General features: G+C 63.1%; 22 protein-coding genes and 1 riboswitch. Of the genes, 5 read left to right on the top strand and 17 right to left on the bottom strand.

Going from position 1 to position 17,830, the window contains the following annotated elements:
- Positions 1-153: 153 nt before the first annotated feature.
- The 7 genes from iolG to ASD80_RS03720 form a co-directional block, all read right to left on the bottom strand.
- Positions 154-1,191, bottom strand: a complete 1,038-nt coding sequence (gene iolG, locus ASD80_RS03690; RefSeq protein WP_056229431.1) for an inositol 2-dehydrogenase — start codon at positions 1,189-1,191, stop codon at positions 154-156.
- Between the two features lie 80 nt (positions 1,192-1,271).
- Positions 1,272-1,727: a MerR family transcriptional regulator gene (locus ASD80_RS03695; RefSeq protein ID WP_056229168.1), complete on the bottom strand. Its 456-nt coding sequence runs from the start codon at positions 1,725-1,727 to the stop codon at positions 1,272-1,274.
- A gap of 24 nt (positions 1,728-1,751) precedes the next feature.
- The gene (locus tag ASD80_RS03700) at positions 1,752-2,063 is read right to left on the bottom strand and encodes an integration host factor subunit alpha (RefSeq protein WP_056229170.1); all 312 of its coding nucleotides are present in this window, start codon (positions 2,061-2,063) and stop codon (positions 1,752-1,754) included.
- A gap of 248 nt (positions 2,064-2,311) precedes the next feature.
- Positions 2,312-3,289 carry a beta-ketoacyl-ACP synthase III gene (locus ASD80_RS03705; RefSeq protein ID WP_056229173.1) on the bottom strand — a complete coding sequence of 326 codons (978 nt, stop codon included), beginning with the start codon at positions 3,287-3,289 and terminating at the stop codon, positions 2,312-2,314.
- 5 nt (positions 3,290-3,294) lie between these two features.
- A complete protein-coding gene (plsX, locus tag ASD80_RS03710; RefSeq protein WP_056229176.1) occupies positions 3,295-4,356 on the bottom strand; it encodes a phosphate acyltransferase PlsX in 1,062 nt (353 codons plus the stop codon).
- 79 nt (positions 4,357-4,435) lie between these two features.
- Positions 4,436-4,984 (bottom strand): YceD family protein, encoded by a 549-nt coding sequence (locus ASD80_RS03715; RefSeq protein ID WP_056229179.1) that lies wholly within the window; start codon positions 4,982-4,984, stop codon positions 4,436-4,438.
- Complete coding sequence (locus tag ASD80_RS03720; RefSeq protein ID WP_056229180.1) at positions 4,981-5,508, bottom strand: ubiquinol-cytochrome C chaperone family protein; 528 nt, start codon at positions 5,506-5,508, stop codon at positions 4,981-4,983. The genes ASD80_RS03715 and ASD80_RS03720 overlap by 4 nt, the downstream gene beginning before the upstream one ends.
- 122 nt (positions 5,509-5,630) lie before the next feature.
- Between ASD80_RS03720 and ASD80_RS03725 the strand changes: the two genes are divergently transcribed.
- Complete coding sequence (locus ASD80_RS03725; protein WP_056229183.1) at positions 5,631-6,080, top strand: outer membrane protein assembly factor BamE; 450 nt, start codon at positions 5,631-5,633, stop codon at positions 6,078-6,080.
- Here ASD80_RS03725 and ASD80_RS03730 read toward each other — a convergent pair.
- The 9 genes from ASD80_RS03730 to ASD80_RS03770 form a co-directional block, all read right to left on the bottom strand.
- Positions 6,077-7,273 carry an MFS transporter gene (locus ASD80_RS03730; protein ID WP_056229186.1) on the bottom strand — a complete coding sequence of 399 codons (1,197 nt, stop codon included), beginning with the start codon at positions 7,271-7,273 and terminating at the stop codon, positions 6,077-6,079. The genes ASD80_RS03725 and ASD80_RS03730 overlap by 4 nt on opposite strands.
- A gap of 51 nt (positions 7,274-7,324) precedes the next feature.
- Positions 7,325-7,828 carry a transcription antitermination factor NusB gene (nusB, locus tag ASD80_RS03735; protein WP_056229188.1) on the bottom strand — a complete coding sequence of 168 codons (504 nt, stop codon included), beginning with the start codon at positions 7,826-7,828 and terminating at the stop codon, positions 7,325-7,327.
- Between the two features lie 102 nt (positions 7,829-7,930).
- Complete coding sequence (gene ribD / locus ASD80_RS03740) at positions 7,931-9,028, bottom strand: bifunctional diaminohydroxyphosphoribosylaminopyrimidine deaminase/5-amino-6-(5-phosphoribosylamino)uracil reductase RibD (protein WP_056229190.1); 1,098 nt, start codon at positions 9,026-9,028, stop codon at positions 7,931-7,933.
- Positions 9,025-9,501 carry a transcriptional regulator NrdR gene (gene nrdR / locus ASD80_RS03745; protein WP_056229193.1) on the bottom strand — a complete coding sequence of 159 codons (477 nt, stop codon included), beginning with the start codon at positions 9,499-9,501 and terminating at the stop codon, positions 9,025-9,027. Before nrdR ends, ribD begins: the two co-directional genes overlap by 4 nt.
- A gap of 9 nt (positions 9,502-9,510) precedes the next feature.
- Positions 9,511-10,815, bottom strand: coding sequence for a serine hydroxymethyltransferase (gene glyA / locus ASD80_RS03750; protein WP_056229197.1), 1,305 nt, complete (start codon positions 10,813-10,815; stop codon positions 9,511-9,513).
- A gap of 119 nt (positions 10,816-10,934) precedes the next feature.
- A riboswitch (ZMP/ZTP riboswitch) is annotated at positions 10,935-11,017 on the bottom strand.
- Between the two features lie 48 nt (positions 11,018-11,065).
- Positions 11,066-11,278 carry a DUF6898 family protein gene (locus ASD80_RS03755; RefSeq protein WP_056229198.1) on the bottom strand — a complete coding sequence of 71 codons (213 nt, stop codon included), beginning with the start codon at positions 11,276-11,278 and terminating at the stop codon, positions 11,066-11,068.
- Positions 11,279-11,480: 202 nt separating this feature from the next.
- Positions 11,481-12,701, bottom strand: a complete 1,221-nt coding sequence (locus ASD80_RS03760; RefSeq protein WP_056229200.1) for a L,D-transpeptidase family protein — start codon at positions 12,699-12,701, stop codon at positions 11,481-11,483.
- A 276-nt stretch (positions 12,702-12,977) separates the two neighbouring features.
- A complete protein-coding gene (gene ldtR, locus ASD80_RS03765) occupies positions 12,978-13,487 on the bottom strand; it encodes a transcriptional regulator LdtR (protein ID WP_056229202.1) in 510 nt (169 codons plus the stop codon).
- 188 nt (positions 13,488-13,675) lie between these two features.
- Entirely contained in the window at positions 13,676-14,065 is a 390-nt protein-coding gene (locus ASD80_RS03770; protein WP_056229205.1) for a hypothetical protein, read from the bottom strand.
- Between the two features lie 97 nt (positions 14,066-14,162).
- Here ASD80_RS03770 and hemB point away from each other — a divergent pair, with 97 nt between their 5' ends.
- Both hemB and ASD80_RS03780 read left to right on the top strand, forming a co-directional pair.
- A complete protein-coding gene (hemB, locus tag ASD80_RS03775) occupies positions 14,163-15,176 on the top strand; it encodes a porphobilinogen synthase (protein WP_200950221.1) in 1,014 nt (337 codons plus the stop codon).
- 1 nt (position 15,177) lies between these two features.
- Positions 15,178-15,585, top strand: coding sequence for a cytidine deaminase family protein (locus ASD80_RS03780; RefSeq protein ID WP_056229207.1), 408 nt, complete (start codon positions 15,178-15,180; stop codon positions 15,583-15,585).
- A 20-nt stretch (positions 15,586-15,605) separates the two neighbouring features.
- Here the strand turns inward: ASD80_RS03780 and ASD80_RS03785 are convergent, their stop codons facing one another.
- Positions 15,606-16,403 (bottom strand): class I SAM-dependent methyltransferase, encoded by a 798-nt coding sequence (locus tag ASD80_RS03785; RefSeq protein ID WP_056229210.1) that lies wholly within the window; start codon positions 16,401-16,403, stop codon positions 15,606-15,608.
- A gap of 64 nt (positions 16,404-16,467) precedes the next feature.
- Here ASD80_RS03785 and ASD80_RS03790 point away from each other — a divergent pair, with 64 nt between their 5' ends.
- Positions 16,468-16,995, top strand: coding sequence for an RDD family protein (locus ASD80_RS03790; protein ID WP_056229213.1), 528 nt, complete (start codon positions 16,468-16,470; stop codon positions 16,993-16,995).
- A 59-nt stretch (positions 16,996-17,054) separates the two neighbouring features.
- The gene (locus tag ASD80_RS03795) at positions 17,055-17,783 is read left to right on the top strand and encodes an arginyltransferase (protein WP_056229214.1); all 729 of its coding nucleotides are present in this window, start codon (positions 17,055-17,057) and stop codon (positions 17,781-17,783) included.
- Positions 17,784-17,830: the final 47 nt, after the last annotated feature.

Raw genomic sequence — 17,830 nt, forward strand, 5'->3', positions numbered from 1 at the left:
ATAAGGCCTGCCCGAGGACGGTCGATGTCTGCCCGGGAGCGCGGATGCGACCGCCTCCCGGGACATCTTAATCAGATTTCGTCGATACAAGCCCGACGGTGACGCGCGGTGGGTGAAGAAACGCCCCACGCCTTTGACGCTACGGCGTTGGCATTACCGCCCCTGGAACACGCTCCTGTCGGCCAGCGGGCCGGTGATTTCGCTCACCTTGACCGCCCTGCCCTCCTTGACCGATTTCAGCGCCGCTTCGGCAAGCGCCAGGGCGATCAGGCCGTCTATGCCGCTGGGCGAGGCCGGAGATTTCGATTCAACGGCGTCGATGAAGGTACTGATTTCGCGGGCATAGGCCTCGGTGTAGCGAGTCATGAAGAAATCGTGCAGCGGCGGCCGGGTATAGCCGGACGCGTTGGCAACCTCGATGGACACCGGGCGCTGGTTCTCGGCCGAGACGGCGCCTTTGGAGCCGTGGACCTCGATACGCTGGTCGTAGCCATAGGTGGCCCGGCGCGAATTGGAGATGGTGGCGTGCTTGCCCGAGGCGGTGGAGAGCATGACCGAGACGCTGTCATAATCGTCGGCTGTGCCGATGGCCTTGTCGACCAGCACAGAGGCCTGGGCGGAGACTGTGTCGATCGCCTCACCCAGCAGGAACCGGGCCATATCGAAATCGTGGATGGTCATATCGCGGAAGATGCCGCCGGAGCGCTTGATGTAGTCCACCGGCGGCGCGCCGGGATCGCGCGAGACGATAGTGACCATCTCCACCGCACCGATCTCGCCCTTGTCGATCACGTCCTTGACCGCCTGGAAATGCGGGTCGAAGCGGCGGTTGAAGCCGACCATCAGCGTGCCGCCAGCGGCGTCGACCACCTTGAGGCAGGCCTTCACCCGCTCGACGTCGAGATCGATCGGCTTTTCGCAGAAGATGGCCTTGCCGGCGCGGGCGAACTGCTCGATCAGGTCGGCATGGGTATCGGTCGGGGTGCAGATGACCACCGCGTCGATATCGCCAGCGGCGAGAATGCCGTCCACGCTGCGCACCGCGCAGCCATACTGGGCGGCAATATCGTCGGCCGCCTTGGCCATGGCGTCGGCTACCGCCACAAGCTGGGCCGTGGGATTGGACGAGATGGCCTTGGCATGCACCTTGCCGATGCGGCCAGCGCCGAGCAGGCCGAAACGAACGGTCATTTTGGAGTCTCCGGGAATGGTGTGCCGATGCACCATATGCACCGTCATGGTGTCAATCTAGAACGTTCATTCCAGAAACACTAGGCTTCCCTGGCGCGTTCCAGGATGCGCTTGCATTCCAGCAGTTCGCGCAACACGTCGGAGAGCTTGTCGCGCGACTCGCGGTCGAGGCCGGCGCTGGCCAGCATCACGGCCTCTTCGATCTCAGCCTCGTCGCCGGCGGCTTCCGCCTGCTCGATCATGGGAAGGATGTCTTCGAGCGGGCGGCCCTCGCCCACTGCGATGACATAGCGGCTGCCCTGATCCTTGAGGATGCGCTGCACGCCCTTGATGGTGAAGCCCTGATCGTAGAGCAGATGGCGGATACCGCGCAGCAGCAGCACGTCCTCGGGGCGGTAGTAGCGCCGCCCACCCCCGCGCTTCAGCGGCTTGATAGTGGAAAAACGGGTCTCCCAGAAGCGGAGGACATGCTGGGGCAGATCCAACTCATCGGCTGCTTCGGATATCGTCCGGAAGGCGTCTGGCGACTTATCCACGGAGGCTGAGACTCGCTGAGTGGCTTATTTTCCAGCACGAACCATAGATTTGTTGATCTTGGACTTCAACACGTTGGATGGCTTGAACACAAGAACCTGCCGAGGGAGGATCGGAACCTCCTCGCCAGTCTTGGGATTGCGGCCGATGCGCTCATTCTTCGAGCGGACCTGGAAGGAGCCGAAGGATGACAGCTTGACGTTCGCGCCGGTGATCAAGGCGTCCCCGATAAGCTCGAGCACCCTTTCCACCAGCTCCGCCGACTCGGTCCTCGACAGTCCAACCGTTCCATAGACTGCTTCGGCCAGATCGGCCCGCGTTATCGTCTTCTGCGTCATTCGTACCCCCGTGTTGTCGAAAGGTGCAAAATCCCCACGCCGGGACGAGTTGGCTCGCGTCCCTGATCAAAGTTGCTGCCGGCACAACCCCGCATGGGGTCGAGCCATAACCGCGGGAATCCTTCCCTTCGCTCAGCGATACCGGACCGTCACAAACCCCTCATGCGACCGGTTTCTACGCTGGGTTCCTCCACCCGAAAAGACACTAACGCCTTGAAACACCTAAGGTCAATCGGCTCGCGACGTCCCTACCAGCGAATGAGGGACGCACCCCAGGTAAAGCCGCCGCCCATGGCCTCGAGCATCACCAGATCACCCCGCTTGATGCGGCCATCGGCCACGGCGGCACTCAGCGCCAGGGGCACGGACGCCGCCGAAGTGTTGGCATGACGATCGACGGTGATGATGACTTTTTCAGCGGGCAGGCCAAGTTTGTTGCCGGCACCTTCGATGATGCGCCGGTTGGCCTGGTGCGGCACGAACCAGTCGAGATCGGCCACGGTGTAGCCGGTCTTTTCCAACGTGGCGTAGACGACATCGGTGATCTTGCCCACGGCATGGCGGAACACTTCCGGGCCCTGCATATGGACATGGCCGGTGGTACCGGTGGTGGACGGGCCGCCATCGACATAGAGTTTATCCCAGTGATGACCATCGGAACGGAGCGCCGAGGCCAGTATGCCGCGTTCGGGGGCGTCGTCCTCAAGTTCGAGCTTTTCCAGCACGACGGCGCCGGCGCCGTCGCCGAACAGGACGCAGGTGGTGCGGTCCGTCCAGTCAAGCAGGCGCGAGAAGGTTTCCGCGCCGATGACCAGCGCACGGGTCGCCAGGCCATTCTTGATATAGCTGTCGGCGGTGGCGATCGCGTAGACGAAGCCCGAGCAGACCGCCTGGATATCGAAGGCCATGCCGTGGTGCATGCCCAGTTTCATCTGGACCAGCGTGGCCGCGGCAGGGAAGGTGTAGTCGGGCGTGGTCGTGGCCACCACGATGAGATCGATGTCGTCAGGGGTGACGCCTGCGGCAGCCATGGCCTTCCTGGCCGCCTCGACCGCAAGATCGGAGGTGAACTGACCTTCGGCGGCGATGTGCCGCTCCTTGATGCCGACTCGCTGCTGGATCCACTCGTCGGATGTCTCGACCATGGTGGCCAGTTCGGCGTTGGTCAGCACCTTCTCGGGAAGATAGCCGCCGACACCGCGGATGATGGTACGCGTCTTGGTCACGCCAGTTACGCCTCGTGTTCTGCTTCAGGGGCAGCGTCGGCCACCTTGATCGGGAAGCGGTGCATGGTATCGCCGATCTTGTCGATCAGGCGGCTGCGGGCCATTTCGTAGGACAGGCTCAGCGCACTCTTGTAGCCGATTTCGTCGGTGCCGCCGTGGGATTTGATGACGATGCCGTTGAGACCCATGAACACGCCGCCATTGACGGTGCGCGGGTCCATCTTGCGGCGCAGGGCATTGAGCGCCGAGGTGGCGAAGAGCGCGCCGATACGGCTCATCAGATTGGATTTGAGGGCGCTGCGCAGGTAGGAGCCGACCTGGCGGGCAGTGCCCTCGGCGGTCTTGAGCGCGATGTTGCCGACAAAGCCCTCGGTGACCACGACGTCCACCGTGCCCTTGCCGATATCGTCACCTTCGACGAAGCCGTGATAGGTAAAGCCCGAGCCACTGGCCTCGGTGAGAATACGGCCGGCTTCCTTGATATAGTCGAGGCCCTTGACCTCCTCGGTCCCGACATTGAGCAGGCCCACGGTGGGCGCATCGTCGTCGAACAGGCACCGCGCCAGGGCGGAGCCGAGAATGGCGTAATCGACCAGTTGCTTGGCGTCGGCGCCGATAGTGGCGCCCATGTCGAGCACGATGATGTCGCTGCGCAGGGTGGGCCAGATGGCGGCGATGCCCGGACGGGCAATGCCCTTCATCGGCCTGAGGCAGAAGGTGGCCATGGCCATCAGCGCGCCGGTATTGCCGCCGGAAATGGCGACATCGGCCTCGCCGTCCTTGACCGCCTGGATGGCCAACCACATGGACGAGGTGCCCTTGCCCTTGCGCAGGGCCTGGCTGGGCTTTTCGTCCATGGCAATGACCGCTTCAGCGTGGCGAACGGTGGATGCCGGCTTCAGGTCGGGGAATTCATCGAGTAGCGGAGCGATCTGCTCCTGCCGTCCATGGAAGATGAAACGGGTATTCCTGCGCTCGCGAAGGGCCAGATAGGCTCCGTGGATGACGGCGCGGGGAGCATTGTCGCCTCCCATGGCATCCACTGATATTGTTATTGTATCGGTCATTTCAGCCCGTTCTGCGCCTCACGAGGAGGCAGCCAAACATACCCCATCGGAGAGTCGGTGCAAGCCCTGCCCCGTGGTGCTAGCGGTCAATATCGGTGGACTTCTTGAGCTTTTCGAGGGCGGCGAAGGGCCCGGCAGGGGCGCCGGCGACGTCGATGCCCAGCGAGTCGAGGCTTTCGCCCGGCCGGCGCGGGTATGGATCGATGGCCAGCGCCAGCGTCTCGATCAGCAAGGCGCTGAGATCGACTTCGGGGCCATCAATGTGGTCGGGAAAGTCCTCGTCCTCGAGATCGATGAAGACTTCTGAGCCGGGCGTCGGCTTGTGGGCATGCGCTTCGGGCAGGAAAACCCGATCAATGGTTTCATCGACATGCTGGCCCACCGGCTCGAATGTCACCACCGAGGGCTGGACGATGTCGGCGGTGAGTTGTCCCAGGGCGCGGATGCCGCCGCGAAGGGGCGTCACGGCCAGCGTGGCAGCGAAGGAATCGATGGCGCTCAGCTTGAGCATTTCGGCCAGGGCGGCGCGGGTCGGCTCGTCCAGGGCGACCTTGAGGTCGCGCCCTGTCGCCGGCAGGCGGTCGATGCGGACCACGGCGTCGAACAATGGCGTACCGGTATCGCTCACGCTGCCGCCTCGAAGCTGAGCGAGCCCTGCGTGATAGTTTCGGTGGCTTGGCCGACCAGCGCCCGGTCCTCGGCCAGCAGGTAATCGGCCAAGGCTGCGACATGGGGGCCGGACGCACCGTCGAAGATGTTGCGGGACAGCACGGCCTGCAATGCCTCGGCATCGGCGCGGTCCATGGCTTCGTTCATGGCCGCCAGCAGGCCGAAGAAGATGTTGCCCATCTTCTGGATGCGTTTGGGAACACCCAGATCGCCGACGCCCATTTCGCGCAGGGAACGGTCCATATCCTTGAAGAACAGGTCGAACACTGCTTGGCTGAATGCCTTCTGCTCGCCGGTTTCGGCACGCAGGCGGCGGAACAGCAGGGCCATATGCAGGCTGATCATGTCGAACCGCCCGGTGACCGTATCAGGCACCTGCCAATCGGCGTAGAACCGGGGTTGCCGGGATTGCGCCACAATGGCGCTATAGACGGCGTAAACCGGTTCGGTGGCAGTATTCTTGCGAAACAGGGACAGGATCATGGGATTGCGCTCAGCATCTCGCTTGCCATACGGACAGGTTGGCAGCTAAACATTTCGGCGGCCAGAGGGTCGTCGCCTTGTTGCCGTGCCTATAGTCGAGAGCCATCGGGAAAGTCAAATTCATGCCCTTGCGTACCGCCTCCGGTTCCATCGCGCCGCTTGCCGCCGCAGCCCTGCTCGCCATGGCGCTGGCAGCCTGCACCAGCAGCACGTCGCTGGTCACCAAGCGGACCCAGGGATATGAAATCTCCGAAAGCGCCCTGGCGCAAATCCGGCCCGGCCAGAGCCAGCAACTGGTGACGCTGGTGCTCGGCTCGCCGCAATCGACCAATACGTTCGGCGACCAGTCTGCATTTTATTATGTCGAGACCAAGGTGCGCCAGACCGCCTTCGGCATGACGATGGTCGACTCGCGCACCGTATTGGTGGTGTATTTCGACAAGAACAAGAAAGTCATCGACAAGGCCGTCTACGGCCTGGAAGACGGCAAGACCATCGCCATCGAGACCCGCCGCACGCCATCCTATGGCGAGGATCGCACCTTCATCGACCAGATCCTGCAGTCGTTCTAGGCTGCCGCGCGTCGCATCGCCGACCCGGCCAGCAGCAGGATTGCCACCGCGGCCAGGGGAATCGCCAGCGTATTGATGGCTTCCCAGCCGATGGTCTGCAGCAGGAAGCCCGACCCCAGCGAGGCCAGTGCGCTGACGCCGAACACCACCTGTTCGTTGATGGCCTGCACCCTGCCCGCTTCTTCCGGCCGGTAGGCGCTGGTGAGCATGGTGGTGGAGCCAATGAAGCCGAAGTTCCAACCCAGGCCGAGCAGGATCAGCGTCAGCGTGAAATGACCGACGGTGATGCCGTTGAGCGCGACGACGGCGCAGGCAATGATCGTCAGCAAGCCGATGGCGGTCACCAGCGGCGCACCGACCCGACGGATGATCGACCCGGTGACGAAGCTGGGCGCGAACATCGCCACCACATGCCACTGGATAGCGCTGCTGGCTTCGCCGGGCGAATGTCCGCAGAGGTGAACCATGGCCAGCGGGGCTGCGACCATGACCAGCGTCATCAGCGCATAGGTGAGCGCCGCTGTTACCATCGGCAGCACAATCTCCGGCTGCCGCAACAGCACACGCGTTGGCCGCCCCGTGCCGACGCCACTGCCTGGCGCTATGGTTGGCGCCAGCCGGGTCGGCATCAATACGAGGATGGACGCCAGCGACAGCACGGCGATCACCAGGAAACTGGCTGCATATTCGGAGCCCGCGATCCAGGTGCGGGTGAGCGAACTCAGTTGCGGGCCGAAAAAGCCGGCAGCGACACCACCAAACAGGACCCAGGAGATCGCCCGGCTCTTGAGATTGGGCGCTACGCTATCGGCGGCGGCGAAGCGGACTTGCTGGATGAACGCACCCGACACGCCAACCAGAAATAAGGCCGCTGCAAACAGATAGAAACTGCCCAGCATGACCGCCAGCGCCGCCATGAGCGATGCCGGGATCGCGACGGCCGCACCCAGCATCAGCCCGCGCGTCCGCCCAAGCCGGTAAATAATCATCGTGGCGATAGAGGTCGACAGCGCCAGCCCGACAATCATCGCCGTTACCGGCAGCGTCACCATTGCCGGGTCGGGTGCGAAGTTGACTGTGGCCAGCGCAGCGACCGACATGACGATGGACGAATTGGACCCGCCGAATGCCTGTACGGCAGCGAGCAGGCCAATATTGCGGAAAGACTGGCTGCGAGACGGCTCGGTGACCACGGATCGACTCCGGCGACGGGGGCGCACGCTAGGCTGAGCAGTCCAGTTTGGTCAACTGGGCTTGCCGCCCTCGTTCAGCTCCACGCCCGCCTCGCGGGCAATGGCGTCGAGCGCGGCATTGACGAGGCCGGTGGCGTCGTCTTCGTAGAAGGCCTTGGCCACGTCGACATATTCAGTGATGACGACGCGGGGCGGGATATCCTTGCGGCGCAGCAGCTCGAAGGCCGCGGCGCGCAGGATGGCGCGCAAAGTGGCATCGACCCGCTCGACCGGCCAGCCTTCGGCCAGCGCCCGATCGACGGCCGGATCGATGGCCAGCTGGTGTTTGGCGACACCCGTGACGATCTGGCGGAAGAAATCGGCATCGGCCGGCAGATACTGCTCGCCCTCGATTTCGCGGCCGAGATGGAAGGCGCCGAACTGGGCCAGCGTATCCTCGAGCGTCGCCCGGCCGACATCCATCTGGTAGAGCGCCTGCACGGCGGCCAGACGCGCGGCTCCGCGCTGATTGGCGGGACGGTCGGTCTGCGGGTCGCGTTTGGGGGCGTCGGCCATTCGAACTTTCAACTTTGCTGTGTGGCCGCTGGGCCGCGCTGCCCGGACGGGCGTCGCAACCCCATAATCTTCCACGGGAGGAACTTCAACAGGGGTGGCGGGTCAATCTGTCCGCGCAGGCCGCTCGTAGAGCGTCAAATGATCATCGCCCAGCGCCTGCCTGCCGGTCTCGACCAGGCCGGCGGCGCCCAGGACGTCGACGATCGGCCCGTCCAGGCTGGCCGGAACGCCGTCGGCGCCGATGGTTTCGGCGCGCGTGATGAGGGCAAAACGATCCACCAGATCGGCTTCGAGCAGGGAAGCGGCGAGGCGCTGGCCGGGCTCGACCAGCAGGTTCTGGATATGCCGCTCCGCCAGGGTCGCCAGCGCCGCGGCCAGATCGGAACGGCCTGCCTTGCCCGCGACACGCACGGTTTCGACCGAGGCCGGCGCGTCGGTCGACGTTGATGTTTCAGCAATGATCACAGTACGATAGCCGGAAAAACCACCAATCAGATTCACCGTGCGATCGACGCCGGACGCGCCCGCCAGCACGATCCGAAGCGGCGTCCGTCCGGGCAGGCCGGGCAGCGTCACCGTGAGCGCGGGATTGTCGGCGCGTGCCGTGGCTGCACCGACCAGCACTGCGTCGGCGCGGGAGCGCAGGATTTCGATCCAGGTCCGGGCTGGGCCTTCGACAGGCGCCCTGCCCTCGTCTTTTCGGCCGATCATGCCATCGGCCGAGACAGCCAGCATCGCAGTGACGAAGGGCCGATTGGCGGTGTGGCGCAAAATATGACCGGCATGCAGCGCCTGCGATGGCGCGTGGCGGGCGAGGACGGTCTCGATGCCGGCGGATTCGAGCTGGGCCACGCTGCCCCCAGCCGATTTGGGGTCGATCGCGCCGATGACGACCCGCATGATGCCGGCGCGAACGATGGCATCGATGCAGGGCGGCGTGCGGCCCCAGTGATGGCAGGGTTCGAGCGTCACATAGAGCGTGCAGCCGGCAGCTTCGAAACCGGCTTGTGCAACCGCCTCAGCTTCGGCATGCGGACGTCCGCCTTTGGCCGTCACCGCCCGCGCAATCACCGTCTGCGTCCGTGGATCAACCACCAGGGCGCAAACTGCCGGATTATCAGCAGTGGTGCCGACGAACGGCGCGGCATAGCGGACGGCGGCATCGAGCCAGCGTCTATCCTCGGGCGAAAGGTCGCTCACTCGTCGTCCCGCAGGATGCCCTGCCCTTCGGCAAGTTCGGCGAGGAAGTTGCGGAAGTCGTCTGCGGCGGAGAAATTCTTGTAGACCGAGGCAAAGCGGACGAAGGCGACATCATCGAGACCCTTGAGGCCGTCCATGACATATTCGCCGATTTGATCGGAGGTGACTTCCACGTCGCCGAGGCTTTCGAGTTGGCGGACAATGCCTGAAATCATGCGCTCGGTGCGCTCGGACTCCACCGCCCGCTTGCGCAGCGCGGTGTAGACCGACTTGGCCAGTTTTTCGCGGTCGAAGGGCACCTTTCGGCCACTCTTCTTCACCACCGTCAGGTCGCGGAGCTGGACGCGCTCGAAGGTGGTGAAGCGGCCGCCGCATCCATTACAGACGCGGCGGCGGCGGATAGCGCCGGAATCTTCGGTCGGGCGGCTGTCCTTGACCTGCGTATCGTCGTTGCCGCAATAGGGACAGCGCATCGAAAAATCCTAGCTGGCGTAGATCGGGAAGCGCGCGGTGAGCGCCTTCACCTTGGCGCCGACAGCCGCTTCCACGGCAGCATTGCCCTCATCGGAATTGGCTTCGCGCAAGCCGTCGAGCACTTCCACGATCAGGCTGCCGATTTCCTGGAATTCGGCAATGCCGAAGCCGCGCGTGGTGCCGGCGGGCGTGCCGAGGCGAATGCCCGAGGTCACGAAGGGCTTTTCCGGATCGAAGGGAATGCCGTTCTTGTTGCAGGTAATGAAGGCGCGACCCAGCCCCTGCTCGGCGCGCTTGCCGGTGGCATTCTTGGGACGCAGGTCCACCAGCATCAGGTGGTTGTCGGTGCCACCGGAAACCACATCGAGACCATGGCTCTTGAGGGCTTCGGCCAATGCGCGGGCATTGTCCACCACCTGGCGGGCATAGGCCTTGAATTCGGGCTGCAAGGCTTCCTTGAAGGCCACGGCCTTGGCGGCGATGACATGCATCAGCGGCCCACCCTGCAGGCCCGGGAACACGGCCGAATTGATCTTCTTGGCGATATCCTCGTCATTGGAAAGGATCATGCCGCCACGCGGACCGCGCAGGCTTTTGTGCGTGGTGGTGGTGGTGACATGAGCATGCGGCACCGGCGAGGGATGCACGCCGCCGGCCACGAGCCCTGCAATATGGGCCATGTCGACCATGAGATAGGCGCCAATGGAGTCGGCGATCTGGCGGAAGCGCTCCCAGTCCCAGACGCGGGAATAGGCCGTGCCGCCGGCCAGGATCAGCTTGGGCTTGTGCTCATGGGCCAGGCGCTCGACCTCGTCCATGTCAAGCAGGTGATCGTCGCGGCGCACGCCATAGGAGACGACATTGAACCACTTGCCGCTCATGTTGACCGGCGAGCCATGCGTCAGGTGGCCGCCCGAATTGAGGTCGAGGCCCATGAAAGTATCGCCCGGCTGCAGCAGCGCCAGGAACACGGCCTGGTTCATCTGGCTGCCGGAATTGGGCTGCACATTGGCGAATTTGGCGCCGAACAGCTGCTTGGCGCGCTCGATGGCCAGGGTTTCGGCCACATCGACGAACTGGCAGCCGCCATAATAGCGCTTGCCGGGGTAACCCTCGGCATACTTGTTGGTCATGATCGAGCCCTGCGCTTCAAGCACGGCGCGGGAGACTATGTTTTCCGAGGCGATCAGCTCGATCTCGTGCTGCTGGCGGCCCAGCTCGTTCTGGATGGCTTCAGCGATCTCCGGATCGGTCTCGGCCAGCGTGTTGGAGAAGAAATTGGGAAAGAGCGAGGAAGACGTGGCGGCGCTCATGGGACAATGACCTCGCGAGAGACGAAATGGGTCGGCATGGCCATGGCCTTATCATGTCGCGAACTGCGATTCCAAGGCCGGGAAGGAAGGGATAGATACATGAGGGCTCCCTGGTTGCGGATGGGTGCCCAGGCGAGCGGCTCTCTAAGGTTCGCGTTTCCCGATGGTTCCCCATCTTTTCTCGCCAGTCGCGCGAACGAGAGAGTTATGGCGCAGAACGCGCCGCAGGGGAAGAGAGCAACCCGCCATTTCAGGCAAATTTGCCGGAACTGACCGGCGGTGGCGGCGCGGCCTCCCCCAGCTTCTTGCGCAGCTTGGCCATGGCAATCTGCTGCATCTGATACTTGTTGGCCGATACGGGCGTGATGACGATGACTTCGGTGCCCGTCGCAGCGTCGATGGCGGCGACCCGCATCTGCTGGCCGACCTGCACAAACTCGAAATAGACCTCACCGTCGGCCATGGCGCATCCCCCGCCACGATATTAGCAGGATTCCATGGGCGCCAAAAGCAAACGCCCTCCCCGGTCGGAGAGCATGCATTGGGAAGTTGCAGTCTTCGTCACCACCCGGCTTATCCGGGTGGTCCATATCTCAGTGTGTATTGAGCCATGGATTGCCCGGACAAGCCGGAAATGACGGTGGAAGGGCCTGGTGGCAGAGCGGCTAAGCCTGTTCGAAGGAGACCTTGCCCTGCTCGTCGAACTTGTAGACGTCGTCGCGGAAGCTGACCGTGCCCTGGCGATTGGCCCAGGCGGTGATGTAAGTGGTGTGGATCGGCACGCGAGCCTCGCACTCGACATCGAGTCGCTGGTTGGATTCGAAGGTCATGTCGACCTTGGCCTGGTCCCAGTCGCCGTTGTCGCGCAGCAGCCAGTTGACCAACTGGTTGACGCCCTCCACGCGCACGCAGCCCGAGGAGTGGAAGCGCGCATTCTCGCCGAACAAGGCCTTGGTCGGCGTGTCGTGCAGGTAGCAATCGTAGGGATTGTAGAAGTTGATCTTGCAATGGCCCATCGAATTTTCGGCACCTGGCTCCTGGCGGTACATGTAGTTGACCGCATTGCCCAGATTGTTCCAATCGATGCTGGCTGGCGAAATCTCGTTGCCACTCCCATCGTAGATATGGATATTCTGCTTGGCCAGGTATTCGGGATCTTCTAGCATGTACTTGGTCAGGTCGCGCTCGACGAGCGACTTTGGCACATGCCAATAGGGATTGAAGTTGATCTGGCTGATCTTGCTGGCCATGATTGGGGTGGCACGGTCGACACGGCCGACGACCGCGGTGTGACGCTGCTCAACCATGCCATCGTTGACTGCTTCGATAGTGGCAGCGGGAATATTGACCACGACGTAGCGCGGATTGAGGTTGGCGGCCATGCTCTGGACGCGGGTGAAATTCAAATAGAGCTGCTGCAGGCGCGTGGCGGCCGGCACATTCATCGCATACCAGGTCGCTTCGTCCACCTGGCCGTTGAGAATCAGGCCGTGGCGCGCCTGGAAGGTGCGAACGCCGCGATCGGTTTCTTCGTCGAACAGGTCGTTGACATTGGGCACCAGCGGCATATCGCCGGACGAGATCAGGCGGCGCTTGAGCGCGATCACGGCAGGGCTGGACTTGCCGATCATCAGCCGGAAGGCTTCCTGGGGAATTTCCTCCCAGCCGCCGGCGGCAACGAAAGGCTCGTATTGCGAGATAGCGAGCTGCAGGTTGTGGACCGTGTCGAACGACAGGATCGGCTCGTTGGTGGCGATCAGCGCTTCGGCGGCCGCCGTATTGCCGTCCTTGTCGACATTGCGCAGCACATTGCCGCGATTCATCATGTCGAACACCGATTCCTGCCCGCGAACCACCGCCGGCAAGGCCAAGGATGCCCCGGCCATGGCCGTGTACCGGAGCAAAGAACGTCGATTCAACCGCATCAAGTCACCTGAAATTTTCAGCCCCCAAAGCAGGCCAATTTCTACCATCCCGTCCCGCGGGTCACAACGCGCTCAACGGCATGTGAACCTGTTCAGACTTCGTGAACCATCAATACGTGGGAAATGGTTGCAAACCACTAACGACGCTGTTCACGCGCGTTTGCGGCAGAAATGAGAACGCCGGCCCAGAGGGACCGGCGTTTGCATAGCGATGTGGCACGACTGCAACAGAGGCCGTCAGAGCTTGTAGAGGATCTGGTCGACCCAGAAGCGCTCGAGGCGGGCCAGGGCCTTGTTGAGGCCGTCGAATTCGTCGTCGCCCAGGCCGCCGACCTTGTCGATGGATTTGAGGTGACGGTCATAGAGCTCGTCGATCACTTCGGCCACTTCCTCGCCCTTCGGGGTGAGCTTGATGCGGACCGAGCGGCGGTCGGAACGGGAGCGTTCCTGGAAGATGTAGCCGGTTTCGACCAGCTTCTTCAGATTGTAGGAGACGTTGCTGCCCAGGTAGTAACCGCGGGAGCGCAGCTCGCCAGCGGTGAGCTCGGCATCGCCGATGTTGAACATCAGCAGGGCCTGGACCGGATTGATATCGTCCCACCCCATGCGGTCGAACTCATCCTTGATGAGATCGAGCAGGCGGCGATGAAGACGCTCTACCCGGGAAACCGCTTCCAGATAGAGCGGCTTCAGGCTCTGCGGACGTTCCGGGACCATGGCCTCGGCTGCGTTGGATTTGATTGCCATTTGTGCCTCACTGTTTTGCAGTCTGTGCGATTTTTCGCATCTCATGAGGCCAAACTACGGCGTGCGGACTAAGATCGCCCTAAGCGACGTGATTAAGCACATCTTACTGGAAAACAATGAGAATTTGGCTTTATTCTTCGTTACACCAGTGCATAAATTTGTAACCTTACGCGGGTGTGAACGCCCGGCTAGTCGGCTGCGCGGGCGCGACTGAGCCGGACCGACAGCACGAAGATGATGATGATCGAAACCAGCAATACAAGCCGCACCGCGAAGCCGAAAGCGGTCATGCGGACGTCGGGATTTCCGAGCAGGTAGAGCGCCAGTTCGAGCACTGTCGCACCAACCAGCAGCACCGCTCCCCAACTTGCCTTGATCCACAACCCAACGGCGGCGAAGAGCCGGGCCAGCGCGAAAATGGCGAGATAGACGAAACCGGTCATGCCCATTGTCGCGATGGGGCTTACATCACCCAGATTGACCCCAAGCAGGCGCGCCGCATCGTTGAGGCCCAGCAGCAGGCTGATGATGGCGACGATGCGGATGTAGATGGCGATGGGTTGCGCGCTGAAGTCCATGCGGTTTTCTATCCGGCGCGGGCGGATGCGACAAGCCGGAGCTTGGAGGGCGCCGGCAGCGCTGATAAACGAGAGCCGCAACGACAAGGAAAATCCCATGGCCGATGACTGGCAGAAGCACGACATGGCGTTTCTCGGCGGCCGCCGGCTGCGCCGCACGCGGCGCACCACCTGGAGCCGCGCCATGGTGCGCGAAACCGTGCTGACGCCGGGTGACCTGATCTGGCCGCTTTTCGTCATCGAGGGGCACAACGAGAAGACGCAGATTCGCACCATGCCGGGGGTGGAGCGGCTGAGCGTCGATCTCTGCGTCGAGGCTGCCAGGGCCGCACGTGATGCCGGCATTCCGGCACTGGCGCTGTTTCCCAATACGCCGGACCACCTGCGCAGCGAGACGGGCGCCGAGGCTTACAACCCCGACAACCTGATGTGCCGGGCCCTGTCGGCCATCAAGAGCGCCGTGCCCGAAGTGGGGCTGATCGCCGACGTGGCGCTGGACGAATATTCCAGCGACGGCCAGGACGGGCTGGTGCGCGACGGGGAAATCCTCAATGACGAAACCGTCGAGGTGATGATCCGCTCGGCTTTGGTGCAGAGCCGGGCCGGTGCGGACATCATTGCCCCCTCTGACATGATGGATGGCCGGGTCGGCGCCATCCGGGCCGCACTGGACGACGAGGGGCATGAGCAGGTCCAGATCATGGCTTATGCCGCCAAATATGCCTCCTGCTTTTACGGCCCCTTCCGCGAGGCGGTGGGCTCGGGCGGCCGGCTCAGGGGCGACAAGCGCACCTATCAGATGGACTACGCCAACTCCGACGAGGCAATGCGCGAGATCGAGCAGGACATTGCCGAAGGCGCCGACAGCGTCATGGTCAAGCCCGGCCTGCCCTATCTCGATATCGTGCGGCGGGCGCGGGATAGCTTCAACATCCCGATCTACGCCTACCAGGTGAGCGGGGAATACGCGATGATCGAGATGGCGGCGGCCGCCGGCGCCATCGACCGCAAGGGCGCGATCCTGGAAAGCCTAGCCGCCTTCAAGCGGGCCGGCGCCAATGGCGTGCTCACCTATTTCGCGCTGGAAGTGGCGCGGGAACTGGGGCGGTAGCATGCCCCATACTAGCCAGATGCTGATCGAACGCGCAGCGGCGCTCCTCAAGCCGTATACGACATCAGCCGGGCGGCTCTTCGGTGATGTGGGAGCGGCGCTGGTTTCGGGCTCGGGCACGGTGTTTGAAGGCGTATGCGTCGACACCCCTACCTGGGGGCTTTGCGCCGAGCGAAGCGCCATCGCTGCCATGATTACTGCGGGAGAATACCGCATCGAGCAGATCGTTGCCGTGTGGCGCGACGCCGGAACAGGGGCACTCCACCTTCCACCCTGTGGCCATTGCCGCGAATTCATGCGGCAGGTCGATGATGGCAATCTGGCTACCGCCGTCATCCTCGGACCAGACAGGAGCGTTTCGCTAGCGGAACTCCTGCCTGCGCATGCGTGGCCAGCACCAATCCAATAGGAGAGGTGGGGCGGGTAGCGTCAGGCCGATTTGCGCGCAGCTATGACGCCAACCTGCTTGGTGACATCCAGCGCACCGCCGCTAGTGGCGAAGGCTTCATCGATCGCGGTGCGAAAGGCAACCTGCTGCTCGGCCGGAGCGGTGTCGCCCGGCGGGTAGGAGGTCAGTGCCAGATAGACGACTTCGGGATCGGTGACGCGCATGGTCTGCGGATGTACCGATAGCGTGGCATTGCCGAAGCGGTCGCGCATGAGTCGTTCTGCGCGGTCAAAGTCAAAAGCGAGGGCGGCCGGATCCGTCGGTGAGCTGCCGAAGACTGTGGTGAGCCGGTAAAGCTCGCGCATGTTGTCGATGCCATTGGTCGTTACCAGCAGGGTGCCGCCGGGACGAAGCACGCGATGGAATTCCCGCATCGCCTGTTCCTGATCGCTCACATGATAAAGCATGTGCATGGCGATCACGGCGTCGAAGGTGCCATCCGGAAACGGGAGCCGGGTGGCATCCGCCGCTACGCCCGTCACCGAGGCCAGCGGCAAGGGGCGGCAGCGCTCGAGCGCCTCATCCAGCATGCCCTGCGACTGGTCGAGCAGTGTGAGCACAACCTGCGGCGCCAAGGCGGCAACGGCTTCGGGCCAGAACCAGCCGGGACCGCAGCCGACATCGAGGATTTTGGCGCCGGGACGAGCCGGCAAGTGGCGGGCAGTCCAGGTAAACCAGCCAACTTCGGCTGTGCTGAATTCGCGGTGCAGCCTTGCCCGCGCGGCGAGCTTGCTGCTGTCCGAATATTGCGTGCCCATGCCCGAGGTGATGTTCGACATTGCCTGTTCCCCCAGCCGGCGCAGGCACATTTTTGTGCCGTACCTCTTGCACCCCGCCCCGGCCATGACAATCTTTCTGGTCATGAACCAGAGCCAGCCTACCCTGCCCGATCCCGCCACTGCACCCGAATTGTTCGAGGGGGTGCTGACGCGACGCGTCATCGCCTTCTTCGTCGACCTCTTCGTCATGGGCTTGATGATCCTGGCCTTCGCCTTTGTCGGCCTGATTGCCGGCTTCCTGACCTTTGGGCTGGCGTGGCTGGCGCTGGTCGTCGTGGTTCCGGCTACCATCGTGCTCTATTACGGCGCGACGCTCGGCTCGCCGCGGCGTGCGACCCTGGGCATGCAGATGATGGATATCGTGCTGACGCCGACGCGCAATCAGCCGCTCGATGGCTGGATGGCGATCATCCATGCGGCGGTGTTCTGGCTGACCACGTGGATTTCCTGGCCCCTGTCGCTGCTGTTCGCGCTGTTCACGCCGCGCCGGCAGATGATCCACGACCTGATCACCGGCACGCTGATGGTGCGCCGGTCGCCCATGGTGCGGCATTGGCGCGCCCAGACAGCGCAGGCCAGCGGCGCATATTGAATCATTGCCGGGTTTGAGGCGCGGGAGTACATTCTCCTGAATGCACTCAAGGGTCTTTGATGACCGACCAGACGCCGGAAACCACCCAGCTCTTCCTGACCGCGGCGATGCCGTGTCCCTACCTGCCGGGCAAGCAGGAGCGAAAGCTGTTTACGCACCTGACCGGGCGGCGCGCGGCCAACCTGCACCACCTGTTGAGCGAGAACGGTTTCCGGCGCAGCCAAAACCTGATCTATCGCCCGGCCTGCGAAGGCTGCAATGCCTGCCAGTCAGTGCGGATCGTGGCTAACGACTTCGTCGCTTCGGGCCGTTTCCGCCGGGTTCTGAAACACAATGCCGACCTGTCCGTGGAAGTGCGTCCGACAACGGCGACCAGCGAGCAATACGACCTGTTCAAGCGCTATCTGGAATCGCGCCATGCCGGTGGCGGCATGAACCAGATGAGTTTTGTCGACTATGAATACATGGTCGAGGATACCCCGGTGCAGTCCGTGCTGGTCGAATACCGCCTGCGCGACCACCCCGACCAGACCCTGGTGGCAGTGGCGCTGACCGACGTGATGCCCGACGGGCTTTCGATGGTCTATTCCTTCTACGACCCCGACCTGGCCTCGCGGAGCCTGGGAACCTACCTTATCCTCGATCACATCGCCCAGGTATGCTCGGCAGGCTTGCGCTACGTCTATCTCGGCTACTGGGTCAAGGATTCCCCTAAGATGGCCTACAAGGCCCTTTACAAGCCTCTGGAAGTCCAGAAGGGCACGCTGGGCTGGTGTTCGCTCGACTAAATTCGGCGCGTTACTTCGAAAACTGAATTGTTTCTGACGCATGCTGT

Origin of the sequence: Devosia sp. Root635, assembly GCF_001427605.1 — a bacterium.
In the GTDB taxonomy this organism is placed as follows: Bacteria; Pseudomonadota; Alphaproteobacteria; order Rhizobiales; family Devosiaceae; genus Devosia.